This is a genomic window from Stenotrophomonas sp. YJH_SMC_105-26 (genome assembly GCF_059368915.1).
Map to the genome: position 1 here is coordinate 210,908 of NZ_JCAFSD010000004.1, position 14,613 is coordinate 225,520.

Annotated in this window: 17 protein-coding genes; 8 read left to right on the forward strand and 9 right to left on the reverse strand. The window is 61.5% G+C overall.

The features are described 5' to 3' along the window. Positions 1-7 precede the first annotated feature (7 nt). The 4 genes from AC5P7F_RS12500 to AC5P7F_RS12515 form a co-directional block, all read right to left on the reverse strand. Positions 8-367, reverse strand: a complete 360-nt coding sequence (locus tag AC5P7F_RS12500) for a hypothetical protein (RefSeq protein WP_239510492.1) — start codon at positions 365-367, stop codon at positions 8-10. A gap of 170 nt (positions 368-537) precedes the next feature. Further along, positions 538-1,224, reverse strand: a complete 687-nt coding sequence (locus AC5P7F_RS12505) for a murein L,D-transpeptidase (RefSeq protein ID WP_164077215.1) — start codon at positions 1,222-1,224, stop codon at positions 538-540. 166 nt (positions 1,225-1,390) lie between these two features. Beyond that, a complete protein-coding gene (locus tag AC5P7F_RS12510) occupies positions 1,391-1,663 on the reverse strand; it encodes a hypothetical protein (protein WP_010487149.1) in 273 nt (90 codons plus the stop codon). Between the two features lie 211 nt (positions 1,664-1,874). Further along, complete coding sequence (locus tag AC5P7F_RS12515) at positions 1,875-2,795, reverse strand: DUF2268 domain-containing putative Zn-dependent protease (RefSeq protein WP_478440926.1); 921 nt, start codon at positions 2,793-2,795, stop codon at positions 1,875-1,877. A gap of 572 nt (positions 2,796-3,367) precedes the next feature. Here AC5P7F_RS12515 and AC5P7F_RS12520 point away from each other — a divergent pair. From AC5P7F_RS12520 to AC5P7F_RS12530, 3 genes are all read left to right on the forward strand, one after another. After that, positions 3,368-4,033 carry a hypothetical protein gene (locus tag AC5P7F_RS12520; protein WP_155760602.1) on the forward strand — a complete coding sequence of 222 codons (666 nt, stop codon included), beginning with the start codon at positions 3,368-3,370 and terminating at the stop codon, positions 4,031-4,033. 722 nt (positions 4,034-4,755) lie between these two features. Then, on the forward strand, positions 4,756-5,256 hold the full coding sequence (locus AC5P7F_RS12525; protein ID WP_155760603.1) for a hypothetical protein: 501 nt from the start codon (positions 4,756-4,758) through the stop codon (positions 5,254-5,256). A gap of 50 nt (positions 5,257-5,306) precedes the next feature. Continuing rightward, the gene (locus AC5P7F_RS12530) at positions 5,307-5,840 is read left to right on the forward strand and encodes an arsenate reductase ArsC (RefSeq protein WP_081280899.1); all 534 of its coding nucleotides are present in this window, start codon (positions 5,307-5,309) and stop codon (positions 5,838-5,840) included. Here the strand turns inward: AC5P7F_RS12530 and AC5P7F_RS12535 are convergent. Genes AC5P7F_RS12535 through AC5P7F_RS12550 form a run of 4 tightly spaced genes read right to left on the reverse strand, consistent with a single transcriptional unit; the run spans position 5,801 to position 8,830 of the window. Further along, a complete protein-coding gene (locus AC5P7F_RS12535) occupies positions 5,801-6,886 on the reverse strand; it encodes an ArsO family NAD(P)H-dependent flavin-containing monooxygenase (RefSeq protein WP_481462441.1) in 1,086 nt (361 codons plus the stop codon). The two genes, AC5P7F_RS12530 and AC5P7F_RS12535, sit on opposite strands and share 40 nt — an antisense overlap. Positions 6,887-6,919: 33 nt before the next feature. Next, the gene (gene arsB / locus AC5P7F_RS12540; RefSeq protein ID WP_065178720.1) at positions 6,920-7,978 is read right to left on the reverse strand and encodes an ACR3 family arsenite efflux transporter; all 1,059 of its coding nucleotides are present in this window, start codon (positions 7,976-7,978) and stop codon (positions 6,920-6,922) included. Positions 7,979-7,998: 20 nt separating this feature from the next. Continuing rightward, positions 7,999-8,490 carry an arsenate reductase ArsC gene (locus AC5P7F_RS12545; protein WP_228354992.1) on the reverse strand — a complete coding sequence of 164 codons (492 nt, stop codon included), beginning with the start codon at positions 8,488-8,490 and terminating at the stop codon, positions 7,999-8,001. Positions 8,491-8,515: 25 nt separating this feature from the next. Further along, positions 8,516-8,830: an ArsR/SmtB family transcription factor gene (locus AC5P7F_RS12550; RefSeq protein ID WP_065178721.1), complete on the reverse strand. Its 315-nt coding sequence runs from the start codon at positions 8,828-8,830 to the stop codon at positions 8,516-8,518. A 39-nt stretch (positions 8,831-8,869) separates the two neighbouring features. Between AC5P7F_RS12550 and arsH the strand changes: the two genes are divergently transcribed. From arsH to AC5P7F_RS12565, 3 genes are all read left to right on the forward strand, one after another. Further along, the gene (arsH, locus tag AC5P7F_RS12555; protein WP_481462442.1) at positions 8,870-9,610 is read left to right on the forward strand and encodes an arsenical resistance protein ArsH; all 741 of its coding nucleotides are present in this window, start codon (positions 8,870-8,872) and stop codon (positions 9,608-9,610) included. Next, positions 9,607-10,026, forward strand: coding sequence for an arsenate reductase (glutaredoxin) (gene arsC, locus AC5P7F_RS12560; RefSeq protein WP_065178723.1), 420 nt, complete (start codon positions 9,607-9,609; stop codon positions 10,024-10,026). The genes arsH and arsC overlap by 4 nt, the downstream gene beginning before the upstream one ends. A 153-nt stretch (positions 10,027-10,179) precedes the next feature. Beyond that, the gene (locus AC5P7F_RS12565; RefSeq protein ID WP_428993198.1) at positions 10,180-10,356 is read left to right on the forward strand and encodes a chromate transporter; all 177 of its coding nucleotides are present in this window, start codon (positions 10,180-10,182) and stop codon (positions 10,354-10,356) included. A gap of 379 nt (positions 10,357-10,735) precedes the next feature. Here the strand turns inward: AC5P7F_RS12565 and AC5P7F_RS12570 are convergent, their stop codons facing one another. After that, the gene (locus tag AC5P7F_RS12570; protein ID WP_065178724.1) at positions 10,736-11,104 is read right to left on the reverse strand and encodes an H-NS histone family protein; all 369 of its coding nucleotides are present in this window, start codon (positions 11,102-11,104) and stop codon (positions 10,736-10,738) included. Between the two features lie 298 nt (positions 11,105-11,402). Between AC5P7F_RS12570 and AC5P7F_RS12575 the strand changes: the two genes are divergently transcribed. Beyond that, positions 11,403-12,500, forward strand: a complete 1,098-nt coding sequence (locus tag AC5P7F_RS12575; protein WP_228354993.1) for a hypothetical protein — start codon at positions 11,403-11,405, stop codon at positions 12,498-12,500. Between the two features lie 51 nt (positions 12,501-12,551). Continuing rightward, the gene (locus AC5P7F_RS12580; protein WP_481462443.1) at positions 12,552-14,531 is read left to right on the forward strand and encodes a BCCT family transporter; all 1,980 of its coding nucleotides are present in this window, start codon (positions 12,552-12,554) and stop codon (positions 14,529-14,531) included. The last annotated feature ends 82 nt before the right edge of the window (positions 14,532-14,613 follow it).

Sequence of the window (14,613 nt, forward strand, 5' to 3'; positions counted from 1 at the left end):
GGCACGCTCACCCAAGCAGCCTCTTCACCCTTGAAGCTGCAAGGCGGATGGTCACCACATAGGCCAGCAACATGCCGGTGCCGATACCCATTACTTCGATTTCCCAGTTGCGGCGGTAGGGAGAAGGGCCCATGAAGGCCCACGCCAGAAGCACCGCCGCAATCAGCAAGGCGCTGCGATTGGCCTTCGAAATGAGCGCATCTTCGGCCGCGTGCCCCATGTTCGGATCCCAGGAACCGAGCAGCCACCCCAAGCCACGCAGGTAGTCGCGCGCCACGAAGAACAGGAAGACGAATACGCCTCCCATCGTGCTCAGCAGAAACTGGAAGAGTGGGTCCACCGGCGGCCGCATGGACGAGGCAGACATTGCCTCGCAGGATCGTCTACGGGCGCAGTATGCCAGCGTGCCGGGCCTCGGGGGCACCACGCCTCACACGCAGGCGACTCTCCATGAGCAGACTGTGCATCGCAGCCGCCCGGCGGGCGGGCATGGCCCGGGCATGTGCCCACAACGCCCAGGGCGGACGCACAAACGCACTACTCGCCAGCGTGCTGTGCGGTCTTCTTTTGGTTGCCATCTGTGACGGCACGGCTCTGCGCGAACTCCGGGAACGTCTTCGCGATCGAATCCTTGTCCGGCAGGATGTAGAACACACCGCCCTTCTCGAACGTGGACTGCACGATCTGCTCGTAGAACGCGGGCGAGACATTGATGCAGCCGTGGGTGACGCGGTTGTCGTCCGGCGAGGGCGATGCCAACCGCTCGGCGCGCTTTTCCTTCGGGCTGCCCGGCGGCAGCGGGTGCATCGACACGGCGGAATCGTAGTCCACCCACAGCACGCGTCCGGCATCGTCGGACGGGCCGTAACCGCCAATGAAGCGGCCGGCAGGCGTGGTGCGGTCGTGGCCGGGAATCGCGCTCAGTGCGAGCTTGGCGACGCCCGGTGCGGAATGGTCGCCGATCGCCGACCCAAACAGCGCCGGTGCGGCGCCGCGCAGCTTGCCGTCACCGCCGAAGACCAGAACCTGCGCCGCCGCCTTGTCCATGACCGCAAACGGATAGCCCTGGTTGTCCTTGCTGGCGACCACCCAGCCGGCCAGCTCGATCACTGTCTCGGACACGCTCTGGTCGGGCGGAAGTTCATCAACGGCGGCGACCGATGGTGCAGGTGCGTCCTTGTCCCTGGCGTTGGCTACGCCGCTGCACGCAACGACCAGTGCCACGGCCAGTGCGGCAGGGAGGGCGCGGCGTGCGGGGGAGGAGGAAGTACGAATGGGACGGCTCCTTGCAATGCAATCGTGGGTGGAAGGATGCCAGTGGCCGGCGAAGGCCACTGGGTCCCGATGCACCCGATACAGAGGTGGATCAATTCAAACGGTGAGGGAGCGATTACCCGCGCGGCTTGCGGCCGGCAGGTGCCCTTTCAAGCTGCTGCACGCGACCTTCGATCTGGTCCAGGCGCTGATTGGCCTGCTGTGCGGACTGGTTGGCGGACTCCGCGCTCTGCGCAGCGCCCTGCACCTTGACGTCGAGCTGATCGAGACGCGAGTTGATGGTTGCAAACTCGTTCTTGTATGACGCGCAGGCGCCAAGGCTTACGGTGGCGATGAGCGCTACAGCAAGTGCGCGGGCCGTCTTCATGTGTTGCGGGTTCAGGTTCATTGCACTCCCTCCTTCGTCTGGGGAAGCTGGAATATAGCGGCGTTTGTTCCCGCCGCTACCAAGCGCTTTCAGCTGGAATTTGAATACGTGGAAGCACTGTGAAGCCGGCCTCTGACCCAACATTAACAAGCGGGATCAGGCGAGCTGATCTACGTCGGCGGCGTGCCTTGTGCCTGTTCAAGGTCGCCAATTCATCAGTATGAAGCGGCTCTCACAGCACTTGCGTTTCCATGCCTTTGGCAGCAGTGCAGGCAGGCGTCCATCCACTCGCCTCGAACACGGTCGCGGCGGTGTCGGGCCGCACATCCAGCAGCGTGGCGATGGCCCTGGTCCTGTCTGGCGCGCGGGAAACATAGCTGCGCGCGATGCGGTAGCCGACCCAGTATCCGAGATCTCCACGTCGTGCTTCATCGCCGGGGCCGTTGTACAGCCACTTCGAAAGATCGGTGCCCCCACTGTCCTGTACGAACGCGCGCTCCAGCGCACATTCGCGGCCCTGGGTCCAGCGACGCAGATGCGCGTTGGCCGGTTGCCCCGAGATCAGTTCACCCACGTACTCGGCGCCGCCTTCAAGCAACGTCTGATAGAGCAGGGTGGGCTGCGCGACATCGACGCTCGCACCGGGCTGTTGCACGTGCACGTACTCATGGGCGATCAGGTGCACGAAACGATCGCCGACGTCAGGCTGCATCCAGTCGGCGTTGCACAGTGCTTCCAGTCCGATCACCACACCATCTTCGGTGGTGACGCCGCCGCTGTTACCCCGCCCGACCAGCACGGTGACCGGAGGAAAACGTGCAGTGGGGAGCAGCGTGCCCAATCGATCGAGTGCGTCGGCAACCCGCGCGCGGATCGCCGGCAATGCCGCTGCACAGGTCCGCGCCCTGGCGAACAACGCCGGCTTGTCCTGGATGGCCCTGGCCAAACGCTCCATTGATCCGATGCGGCTGTCGGTGAAGCTGCGCAATGCCTCCGTGCCGGTGTCCAGATAGCCGCGCTGCAGGTCTTCGGCACTTGGTTTTCCTCCAGTGGCATCCAGCACGCTGAAGAAACGCGTGACATCGTCTGTCTGTACCACGATGCGTGCAGAAGGTTGGGCGCGCTCGGCCGCGTTGGCTGGCAGCTGCATCATCGGAAGGGCGACGAGCAGCAGCACCCGCGCCGCGCGGCGCGCATGGGGCGGAAACAGCAGTGATGCGACGGACGCGTAGACGGGCAAGCATAGGTTTGACCGCCTCGGCAACCAAAGGTCATACCGTCTAGCCCTGTCTACTCGCTCAACTATGGTTGCTTGGCAAGCATACGTTCGCCCCCGCTCAGGGCAGAACATAGGTCCAACAAAGACTTTGCGTCAGATGACGATCCTCGAGCAGAACTATGGTTGCCCCTATTCAGTTTAATCGGACGAAGCCTAGAGTCGCATTCATAAAGCTGAATAAGGCTTGCAATCCCGCAGCTCTTCATCTGCTCTGCTCGTCGACTTAGCTGCAGTTTTGACCGCAGCCTCCAAGCGCTGTTTAACTTGGACAGCGAGGATGTCTTTGGTTCGCTTCGCCAACACGCTTAGCGCGTTCAGCTTCAGGAGCGAGCTTCGATCTGATCAGAGATTAGAACCAGAGCACGCTGTCTAGCCTCTTCATCCGGTCTCGCTCTGGATCGCAAACCATCCATCGCCCCTTACTGGCCAATCTTCCCAACCCGCAAATGATCACCTACTACGACCCCAGCCTTACATACATGTCTACCAGGCTGCACCCTTACGATGCGGGAGCTCCAGGCCAAAGCGGCTACGTTGATTTTAAAAGTCATCCAGAGAAGATCGAAACGATACTTGAGGACTTCGTGCCGCATGCTGAGCAGACCGGAGTTCGAGCGTTCTACAACCTTCTTAGGTACGTGAATTCTCCCCAATCCCATCTTGAAAGCTGCGATTGCGGAATGCTTGACCCCAGTCCAAACACTGATAGCAACTCCACCCACAGCATCCGCATCAATGGTCGACTCTTCCTCATGTATAGGGATGAGCGGCTGAACTGCTCGAGGGAGCATTACGAGTGGCTCTGCGGAAGGCTGATGGCCGTGCTCAACGATATAGATTCCGAGCTTGCGGCAAATGAAGCCGTGCTTGGCTTCACGCTTAACCCAGTCCTCCACCCCAGTCTATCGACAACCGGGCAGTGGCTTTCCGATGGAAGTTTTGAGTGCGATGACGAGGACCCGGCCTATGGCAAGCACACCATGATCACGTTCTGGTCCTACGGCGAAAGCGCAGCGGATGCGTTCGAGAATCTAGCGCGAACCTTCTCCAACCTCCAGCAGGCTTGTGAAATGCTGGACACTGAAATCAACGCCGCTATTGCCGGCGTCTGAATGCATCCAAGCGGTCAAAGGTTGTCTTTGCTACTCGCTAAATGCAGACCGTAAGCCTTGGCGTGAGGCCGGGATCTTCCGTTGTGTTGCGCAATGCGCCTTCGTTACCTGTCTTGCTCGGCGGTTGCGATGAGCATGCTCAACCGCGAACTATCGGTGCAACCAAAGCCATAACTATCGCTCTATTCTGCTCAAAATAGTGTTCGGCAGACCCCTCGAAAAGCTGGCGTGTAATGTGCTCACGTGACTGTGTAGCCTTGATAGCCCTGATATGTTCAACCACGATCATGACGGAGCGAAATCCCTGCAAGTTGAGCGACAGCCGTCAGCTCTATTCTATCCACCCAGTGCTTGCCCACTTGTACCTCGCCGATAGATAAAGGATGGACTGCGCCATGCGTTTTAGTTGGGACATTTATGGAGTCTGCTCGTTGTCGGAAACAGATATCAGGCAGGGACGGGATTAGGAAGATTTATCGAGGATAGGACGGATGCCTGCTTCTGGCCCGTAGCGGTAGTCGTTTCGCCACGGCGTCATCCGGCCCGAAGCGGCCATCCTAAATCACACTCTGATCCGAGTGCTCGGACCGAGTTCTCGCTCCAGCAGAGGCGGTTGGTAGGTCTCGGGTTACCTCTGCCCTGAGCATCTGAGGCATCTGCCCCGCTGCGAAGTACGCGTTGCCAAGCTGGGTATGAATTCAGCCTCTGCGTCTACGGATACCTTGAAACAGCGCATCTATCGCGTCAATGTCCTGCAGCAGCTCGGCTGGCTGCGTCACAGCACGCTGCTGGCCTGCGGCGTGGGAATGCGCCCGGACGTTTCGGCAGCACTTGTCATGCAGGCGTTGAACCTCGCGGTACTCTGCATCCTGAACGATAATCACGCCGTCGAGTCGGCCGACCGAGATGTTGTCGCGGAACCTCACGACGGTCTCATTGAGAATCGTGTCCTCGATTCCGACCTCGATTGTCACCCGAAGGTCGTCGTAAGCGTTGCGGATCGCAAGCCGCTCGGTATCTCCCGGTGGGTTGTTGAAGTTGGCGGCTATCTTCTGATGATCGGCACGATGCTGCGCGATACGTTCGTGATGTCGCCGCATGTCGTAAGGCAATCCTGCGCCGATGTAGTACGCCAGGCGCCACACGGTCGTCGGGTCATTGAACAGATGAGCGAAGCGGGCACCGAGGGGTGCCCGCTTCCTTTTCGGCAGTCATCGAGTTGACATATGGCAAGGCAATACTTCGATTATTCTAGATAAATGGTTGCGATGACATGCGTCCCCTGAATGTTCTGTTCCTTTGCACAGGCAACTCGGCGCGCAGCATTCTTGCCGAAGCACTGGCCAGCCATTTAGGGCGTGAACGTATCCGCGCTTACAGTGCGGGCAGTCATCCCAAGGGCGTAGTTCATCCGGTGGCCCTGCGGGTGCTCTCGGAGATTGGCTTCGACGTTGCCGGGCTGTCGAGCAAGCCGTGGGATGCATTCGCAGGTCCGGAAGCACCGCAGATGGATCTCATCGTAACGGTGTGCGATCGTGCCGCGGGTGAAGCGTGTCCCGTGTGGCCAGGCCACCCGGCTACCGCCCACTGGGGCATCCCCGACCCGGCCGCAGTGCAGGGCAGTGCTGATCAGGTCCATAAGGCGTTCCTGAGCACGCTTCACCAGCTCCAGCACCGTCTCGGATTGCTGTTGGCGCTTAAGCCTGACGCGCTGGACCGCATGGCCCTGCAATCGCAGGTGCGGGCGCTGGGCAATGGCGCCGAGGCTCACGCGCCAGATAACACCGGAGAAGCCTCCCCGATGTAGTCGCTGATCTGCCTAACTGCCTCGCGCGCGTATCGGGTCACCCCGCTCAGCGTGGCCGATGCTGCGCCATTCCAGTCGCCATAGCCAAGCAGCCAAATCGATGGCGCTGCGACCGACCGAACCTGGGTGTCATCCACGTCGATCCGACCACGAGCGTTGACAATGCCCAGTCCTTCCAGGTGCGACAATACCGGCCGGAAGCCGGTGCACCATATCACCGCGTCGAAGTTGCGTTCGCTGCCATCTGCCCACTGCATGCCGGTGGCGGTGAAACGGACGGGTGGCGGCATGGAGACCAGTACGCCGCGGCGCCGTGCGTCCACCACCGGCGGCACCATCACGATGTCGCCAAAACCATCCCGCTGAATATCCGGCTCGCGTCCTTTCTGCTGAGCCCTCCACTTCTCGGTTGCGCGTGCGAACAGAACGCGCCCGTCGACATCGTCGGCCAGGAAGGCTGGCTCCCGCTGGGTGATCCACGTGGTCTTGGCCACCTTGGAGACCTCGGCCAGAATCTGTGCGCCTGAGTTGCCGCTGCCGATGATGGCCACGCGCATTCCGGCGAAGGGTTCGGGATGGCTGTAGTGGGCCGAGTGCAGCTGCACGCCGCCGAAAGCATTCAGACCTTCATATCCGGGCGTGCAGGGATGCCGCCACGTACCCGTGGCGCTGATCACTGCACGTGTCTGCCACTGCCGGCCGTCATCTGCTTCCACCCGCAGCCGGCTCCCCGAGCGGCAGATGCGTTTTACCTGCACGGGACGGATGACAGGCAGCGCATACTTATGCTCGTAGCGCGCGAGGTAGTCGAGCACTTCCGCCTGCGACGGGCACGGTTCCCGGGTAGCAGGCATCGGCCAACCGGGAATCGAGCTCGAGCCCGCCGGCGAGAACAGATGCAGGGATTTCCACGCATGCTGCCACGCCCCGCCAGGTGACGTTTCGGCATCAAGAATCACATAGGACAGCCCGCTGCGACGTAGGAAGTAGCCAGCCGAAAGACCCGCCTGGCCACCTCCGATCACCACGACATCGACGCTGTCCATCGGGACTTCCTCATGCTGCAGCACCTAGGCGGTTCAGCGGCTCCGTGCATCGGCAGGAAAGTAGCTTTTGCCCAGGCGCAGGGCGACGTGGACCAGCAGAATCAGCACGGGCACTTCCACCAGCGGGCCGATAACAGCCGCGAAGGCTACCGGGGAAGCCAGCCCGAACGCCGCGATCGCCACGGCGATGGCCAGTTCGAAGTTGTTGCCTGCTGCGGTGAACGCGATCGCGGTGGTGCGGGGGTAGTCTTTGGCGATCAGCTTGCCCATGAAGAAACTGATGACGAACTGGATGATGAAGTACAACGTCAGCGGGATCGCGATGCGTACCGCGTCCATCGGAATCCTCAGCACATCGCCTCCCTTCAGGCTGAACATCGCCACGATGGTAAACAGCAGTGCGGCGAGGGTTACCGGGCTGATGGCGGGCAGGAACGTCTCTTCATACCATTGCACGCCCTTGCGCGCCTTCAACCATCGGCGGGTGAGGAAGCCCGCCAGGAACGGGATACCAAGGTAGATCAGAACAGCCTCGGCGATGGTCCAGAAACTGACATCGATGACGCTGCCCTGGAGACCGAACACCGGCGGCAACCAGGACAGGAAGAACCACGCGTAGACACTGAACAGCGCAATCTGGAAGATCGAGTTGAATGCCACCAGCCCAGCGACGTACTGGCCGTCACCGCGGGCAAGCTGATTCCAGACCAGCACCATGGCGATGCAGCGTGCCAGCCCGATCAGGATCAGGCCGGTCATGTACTCGGGGTAATCGCGCAGGAACAGCACGGCCAGGCCGAACATCAGGAACGGACCGACGATCCAGTTCTGCAGCAGCGAGAGCATCAGTACCCGTTTGTCGGCGAAGACCCGCGGCAGTTCCTCGTACTTCACCTTGGCCAGCGGCGGATACATCATCAGGATCAGACCAATCGCGATCGGGATGTTGGTCGACCCTATGGAGAGGCTGTTCAACGCGCTGGGCACACCCTCGAACAACGCCCCCATGCCGACGCCGAGCGCCATGGCGGCGAAGATCCAGAACGTGAGATACCGGTCCAGGAAGGACAGGCGGGAGGTGTCAGTGGTCATGGGGATTTCCGGAAGGACGGTCAGTTGATCTGTGCGATCGGGTCGAGCCGGGCCTTGAGGGCCTCGCTGTCATCCCAGACGCAGTCGGAGATCTCCAGGAAGGCCCTCAGGCGCGCCTTGATGATCTGGTGCGCGCGATCGAAGGCTTCGGCTTTCTCTCCGTCCGAGCCTTCAACGCCGGCCGGATCGAACAGGCCCCAGTGCACCCGTACAAAGTCGCCGAACACTACCGGGCATGCCTCGACCGCCGCGCTGTCGCAGACGGTGACGATCAGATCCATCGGCGCGGCATCCGCTTCGGCGAACTCGTCCCACGACTTGCTGCGAAGGCCGTCCACCGGGAAACCCTCGCGCTTCAACTGAGCAATGGCAAACGGGTTGACACGGCCGGCCGGCTGGCTGCCGGCGCTGAAGGACTCGTAGCGGCCTTGGCCCCACTTCTTCAGGGTCGATTCGGCCAACACGCTGCGAGCGGAATTACCGGTACACAAGAACAGGACGCGACGGGTCATCTGAGCGATCTCTAAGGTGGGTTGGTCAGCAGCCAACGGGTCGTTCGCAGGCCTGTTCGTCGGCACAACAGTTCTCCGTGAGATAGGCCACCAATGCGGTCATCGCCTCGAACTCGGCCCGGTAGCAGATCGTCCGACCACGTTGCTCGGCGCTGATCAGGCCCGCAGCCAACAGTTCCTTCAGGTGGAAGGAGAGCGTGGCGCCAGGCAAGCAGAGCGTCTGGGCAATGTCACCGGCCAGCTTGCCGCCGCTGCCGGCCTGTACAAGCAGGCGGAAGATCGACAGGCGGGTGGCGTGGCCCAAGGCAGCAAGAGCGTGGGTTGCAGTGTTATGTTCCATGATTCTAGAATAATAGAATCGATTCCGTAGGACAACCCCGTGCAGCAGATCCCCAACTTGGTCCCAGGTGCCTTGGACATTCCGACGGCCACCAAGCTCAACGACCCGGCCGCGCAGCCGCACCGCCCGCGCATCCTGATCCTGTACGGCTCGCTGCGGCCTCAGTCGTTCAGCCGCAAGCTGGCGCTGGAGGCGCAGCGGCTGCTGGAACAGCTCGGGGCGGAAACCCGCCTGTTCGATCCACACGAGCTGCCGATGCTTGAGTCGGTGCCAGCCACCCACCCAAAGGTGCAGGAGCTGCGCCAGGCCTCGCTGTGGTCGGAGGGCCACGTGTGGGTCAGCCCGGAACGCCATGGCACCCTTACTGCGGTATTCAAGAACCAGATCGACTGGCTGCCACTGGAAGAGGGCAGCGTGCGCCCCACCCAAGGCCGCACGCTGGCCGTGATGCAGGTCTGCGGCGGTTCGCAGTCGTTCAACGTCGTCAACGCGCTGCGTGTGCTCGGCCGGTGGATGCGGATGGTGACGATCCCCAACCAGTCCTCGGTCGCCAAGGCCTGGCAGGAGTTCGACGACGAAGGTCGAATGAAGCCTTCGGCGTACTACGATCGCGTGGTGGACGTCATGGAGGAACTGGTCAAGCTCACCCTGCTGGTGCGTGGGCGCAGCGACTACCTGGTGGACCGTTACAGCGAGCGCAAGGGGGCCATCGAGGCGGCGGCGTTGGCGGCCGCTGCAGGGGTGGTGGAAACTGTTTTTAACGAGGAGGAAAGTGCGTGAACGCGGTCATCTACCACAACCCCAAGTGCGGCACCTCGCGCAACACTCTGGCGATGATCCGCTTCGCCGGGATCGAGCCGGAAGTGATCGACTACCTGGCCCACCCGCCCAGCCGCGCGCGCCTGGTCGACCTCATTAGGGCCGCGGGCTTGAGCGTGCGCGACGCCATCCGGCAGAAGGGCACTCCTTATGACGAGCTAGCACTGGGCGATGCGGCACTGAGCGACGACGCGTTGCTTGATGCCATGCTGGCGCACCCAATACTCATCAATCGTCCTTTCGTGCAAACCGATAATGGCACGCGCCTGTGCCGGCCTTCCGAACTGGTGCTGGATATCCTGCCGAAGCTTCCCGGACCATTCCGGAAGGAAGATGGAGAGTTGGTGGCCGAGCACAGGGGAGGCCCGGCGACCTAATCTGGGTGCTGGGCCGGGCTGGCCGCCTTTGAGAACAACCGGAGATTCTGCCCCATGCCGACGCTCCATCCCGCAAAAAGCGAAAGTGCGTGGCGTGACTTTCTGGTGTTCCTATGACTGGGACTGACCTCGTTCGGTGGCCCGATTGCCCATCTGAGCTACTTCCGCCTCGAGTTTGTCGAGCGCCGCCGGTGGCTGACGGACCGTAGCTACTCGGATCTGGTGGCCTTGTGCCAGTTGCTTCCAGGCCCAGCCAGCAGCCAGGTTGGGGTGTTGCTGGGCTTGGCCCGCGCCGGCTGGCTTGGCCTGCTGGCCGCCTGGGCAGGTTAATCGCATGGGTCAGGTCGCGTTGGCGCGGCACCAGTTCGGCTACGCGCGCCGCCATGCGGTTGGAATGTTCGATGATGACCCGGATCTGCGAGCGCGGCGAGACCGGGCAGCGTCGAATCCCCGCTAGGAAGCGGATCCTGCCAGATCGGAGGGCAGCTGTCGGCCAGAAGTGGATACTGCAATCATTGCTGCCTGAGCCCACTCTCCAAAGGCAAGGGGGAGCGCCTGCTGTTCGCCCGCTGTCACATCAACTGCGACTAGCTGAAATCTTTGATCGCCTACCTGGCAGGGCATTCCGCGCACCAGCATCCTGTTCGATCTGATGACTAATGATTCTCAGGACTTGCTGCGGTACCGGTGTGCGGCTACCTCGCTATCACTACTTGATCAGGAAGTCATTCAGTGATTTTCCACTTGCTACCAGCTCGGCTATCCATCGCGGTTGCCGCCCTCGACCGGACCACGTCTGGCCGCGCACTGCAGGATTGCGGTACTTGGGAGCGATCTTGGACACTGTCGATTTGGCAGGCCTCCGATCACCTCGCTTCTTGGCGGTTTCGGAGGGCACGATCAATGAAGCGCCGTAGAGTTCCTCTATCGTGTATCCATGATCCTTGACGTACTTGTTGATCTTGGCGCGCATCGCTGTGGCCTTAGGGCGTGACAGCACCTTGGACTGCTGCTTCTCCGCCTGAGCAATCAGTGAGCGAAGTTCCTTGGCAGAAAGGCCGCTGATATCAATAGTCATGAATTCTTCCCCGATGTCGAGGCCCTAGCCTATTCTCAAATGACATTGCGTGTCACTCCATGTCCACTATGAGTCGCTCAATCTCAGGATCGACTACTAAAAAGTGGATCGTGTTAGCTACTCTCTCACTACACATGATTTTCACGTGGCATATGGACCTGAGGACTAAAGACGCGCCGTGAGTGATTGCTGTGGCGTTGCCAAGAGTTCTTTGAGATCGCCAGTTTGAGGCATTGGATGAATCGACGTTAGACTCAAGCGCTTTCCGTAGCAGATCAGGGAGGCAAGACGCATAACCGTGAGATCAATTCCCTTCATTGTCGCTGCCGCGTTGGCGGGAACTTCGCTGGCTGCAGATGCTTCTGAGGATAACCTCCATAGAGATCCTTACTTTGATCCAGGAGGCGCCGTCAGGTTCAACTATGGCTGGCTCGACTACGGGCCGTCCAGCCGCCTGCAGCTTGAACTGCTGCGTGCAGACCTTGACGCTGGAACCGGACCGTTTTCCTTCTCTGCCCAATACCGCTGGTACGATGGCTTCGACGCCGTGCATCACGCCTACGCGGGCTGGCAGTTCTCCGATGCTACCCAGCTCAAGGCAGGTATCCAGCAAGTCCCGTTCGGGCTGCTCCCCACCGTTTCGCAGAGTTTCTGGTTCGGCTCCGGCTACTACCTGGGCATCGAGGATGATTACGATCCGGGCCTTGTGGTGATTCACCGCAGCGGCAGCACAACTTGGCATCTTGGCTGGTTCTCCGGAGACGAATACGGGTCCGGGGCTCGCTACGATCGCTACTCCTTTGATGTCGCGCAGACCGAGGCGTTGCCGTATCGCGAGCGGCAACGACTGCATGCACGCGTGGAGAGCGCGCGCGACTGGGGCGGCGGCGAACTGTTGCTGGGCGCATCAGCGTTTGCTGGCAAGGTGCAGAACACTCAGACACGGCGTCACTACGGTCATCAGGGCGCGGCCCTCCACGCACAGTGGCAGCGCGATGGTTGGACCGCGCAGTTGCAGTGGGCGCGGTACCGGTATGCCGTGCCCGGAGATCGCATCGCAATGTCGGCGTTCCAATCCCCCTTCCAGGTTGCAGCGCAGGCGGATGTGCCAAGCGCCAACATCGCCTATTCGTTCGGCCAGAAGGGCTGGCTGGATGACATCACCTGCTATAACAACCTCAGCATGACCCGCCCGGTCGGGCACCGCGCGGGCCTTCGTGATTCGTGGCAGAACGTGACCGGTTGCAGCCTGCAGAAAGGCATCATGCTCACCTATGTCGACTGGATCGCTGGCCGCAACATGTGGTTTGCTGGTGGTGATGGTATCGGCATCGACGAAGGAGGCCCTTCCAGCTGGCATTCGCGGCTGAACCTCAATATCGGCTTCTACTTCTGATCGGCCTCGCGCAAGCCGCAGGTTTTTCCACCCAATAACACGGAGGTATCCATGCAGAGCACGGCTCCGCAACATCCCCCCGTTCGCCAGCGGATCCTTCCGCAGGTGTTCATTCCCACGGCAGCCATCGTCATCGCGCTGCTGGCGCTTGCCGCCTTCGCGCCCGAAATGGCCACGCGGTGGTTCACCGCGGCCAAGTCATGGGCTGCCAATGATGCAGGCTGGTTCACCATCCTTGCGGTGGCCGGCTTCCTGGTCTTCGTCGTCGGCGTCGCCATCAGCAGTTACGGCCGCATCAAACTCGGCCCTGACCACAGTACGCCGGACTACAGCTACGGCTCCTGGTTCGCCATGTTGTTCGCTGCCGGCATGGGCATCGGTCTGATGTTCTTCGGCGTTGCCGAGCCCATCATGCACTACGCCACGCCGCCGGTCGGCTCGCCCGAGTCGGCCGCAGCTGCCCGCCAGGCCATGCGCATCACCTTCTTCCACTGGGGCATCCACGCATGGGCGATCTACGCAGTGGTAGCGCTGTCGCTGGCGTACTTTGCCTACCGGCACAATCTCCCGCTGCGTGTCCGATCCGCACTGTATCCGCTCATCGGCGATCGTATCCACGGCCCGTTGGGGCATGCTGTAGACACGTTCGCCGCGCTGGGTACCATCTTCGGCCTGGCCACCTCGCTGGGGCTGGGCGTCATGCAGATCAACGCCGGCCTGAACTACCTGTTCGGCCTGGAGGTCAGTACGCTCGTCCAGGTTGGCTTGATCACCGTCATCACACTGGTGGCGACCGGCTCGGTCGTGGCTGGCCTGGACAGCGGCGTACGCAGGCTGTCCGAGCTCAACATGATCCTGGCGGCAGCGTTGCTGGCCTTCGTGCTGGTCTGTGGACCCACCATGCACCTGATGCAGGCACTGGTGCAGAACACCGGCATGTACGTTTCCCAGCTGTTCTCGATGACCTTCAACCTTTATGCCTACGAACCCACGGGTTGGCTGGGTGGCTGGACGCTGTTCTACTGGGGCTGGTGGATTGCCTGGTCGCCCTTCGTTGGCATGTTCATCGCACGCATCTCACGTGGACGCACCGTCCGTGAGTTCGTGGTGGGGGTGTTGCTTGTGCCGCTTGGCTTCACATTCCTCTGGATGACCATCTACGGCAACACCGCGTTGCACATGGTGCGGGCGGAGGGCATCCAGCAGTTGGTGCAGGCGGTCTCAACCGACAGCTCGATGGCGCTCTTCGAGTTCCTGGAGCACCTGCCGCTGACCATGCTGACCTCTTCGCTGGCGGTCATCCTGGTTGCGCTGTTCTTCGTAACCTCAGCGGACTCCGGTGCCCTGGTAATCGACATGCTTACCTCAAAGGGTGAGGAGGAATCGCCGGTCTGGCAGCGGATCTTCTGGGCGCTGCTGGTCGGCGGCCTTGCGATTGCCCTGCTGGTGGCCGGCGGCTTGGAATCATTGCAGGCGGCCACCATTGCCAGTGCGTTGCCATTTACGATCGTCATGATCCTGATGTGCTGGGGACTGCTGAAGGCCATGCATCTGGATGCAACCAAGCGCTCGATCCTGCGCGAGGCACGTATCTTGCCGGGTACCAGCGAGGATTGGCGGGCGCGCCTGCGCCTGCTGGCGCACAATCCGTTGAAGATCGAGGTGACCGGCTTCATCGAGCAGCGTGTCATCCCAGCATTGGAAGAGGTTGCGGCTGAGCTGCGCAAGCAGGATCTGCCGGTCCAAGTTTCCAAGGGGGAGGATGGTCGTGCGTGGCTGCAGGTTGGCCATGGCGAGGAGATGGACTTCTTCTACTCGGTACGGCCCCAGCCCTATGAGCCGCCGACGTTCGCCCTGCAGGATCCCCGTCGGCCGGTCAGCGAGGGTACCCGTCATTACCGTGCGGAGGTATATCTGCGGGAGGGCGGGCAGGACTACGACGTCATGGGATGGACCAAGGTTCAACTCATCCACGATGTGCTCGATCAATACGAGCGCCACCGTCAGTTCCTGGACAAGGTGCGCTCGTAGAATCTGCACACAGATGCCGCCCGGAGTAGCGGCATCTGCCTTGGGTCGGGCATGACCCTGCGTTGACGTGGCCTCGGCGCCC

Bases quoted from the DNA above. Each gene is read 5' to 3' on its own strand.
- AC5P7F_RS12530 (WP_081280899.1), top strand. From the start codon at position 5,307: ATGCGTCCCCTGAATGTTCTGTTCCTTTGCACAGGCAACTCGGCGCGC.
- AC5P7F_RS12515 (WP_478440926.1), bottom strand. From the start codon at position 2,795: ATGATGCAGCTGCCAGCCAACGCGGCCGAGCGCGCCCAACCTTCTGCA.
- AC5P7F_RS12510 (WP_010487149.1), bottom strand. From the start codon at position 1,663: ATGAACCTGAACCCGCAACACATGAAGACGGCCCGCGCACTTGCTGTA.
- AC5P7F_RS12545 (WP_228354992.1), bottom strand. From the start codon at position 8,490: ATGACCCGTCGCGTCCTGTTCTTGTGTACCGGTAATTCCGCTCGCAGC.
- AC5P7F_RS12570 (WP_065178724.1), bottom strand. From the start codon at position 11,104: ATGACTATTGATATCAGCGGCCTTTCTGCCAAGGAACTTCGCTCACTG.
- AC5P7F_RS12500 (WP_239510492.1), bottom strand. From the start codon at position 367: ATGTCTGCCTCGTCCATGCGGCCGCCGGTGGACCCACTCTTCCAGTTT.
- AC5P7F_RS12580 (WP_481462443.1), top strand. From the start codon at position 12,552: ATGCAGAGCACGGCTCCGCAACATCCCCCCGTTCGCCAGCGGATCCTT.
- AC5P7F_RS12535 (WP_481462441.1), bottom strand. From the start codon at position 6,886: ATGGACAGCGTCGATGTCGTGGTGATCGGAGGTGGCCAGGCGGGTCTT.
- arsB (WP_065178720.1), bottom strand. From the start codon at position 7,978: ATGACCACTGACACCTCCCGCCTGTCCTTCCTGGACCGGTATCTCACG.
- AC5P7F_RS12550 (WP_065178721.1), bottom strand. From the start codon at position 8,830: ATGGAACATAACACTGCAACCCACGCTCTTGCTGCCTTGGGCCACGCC.
- AC5P7F_RS12520 (WP_155760602.1), top strand. From the start codon at position 3,368: ATGATCACCTACTACGACCCCAGCCTTACATACATGTCTACCAGGCTG.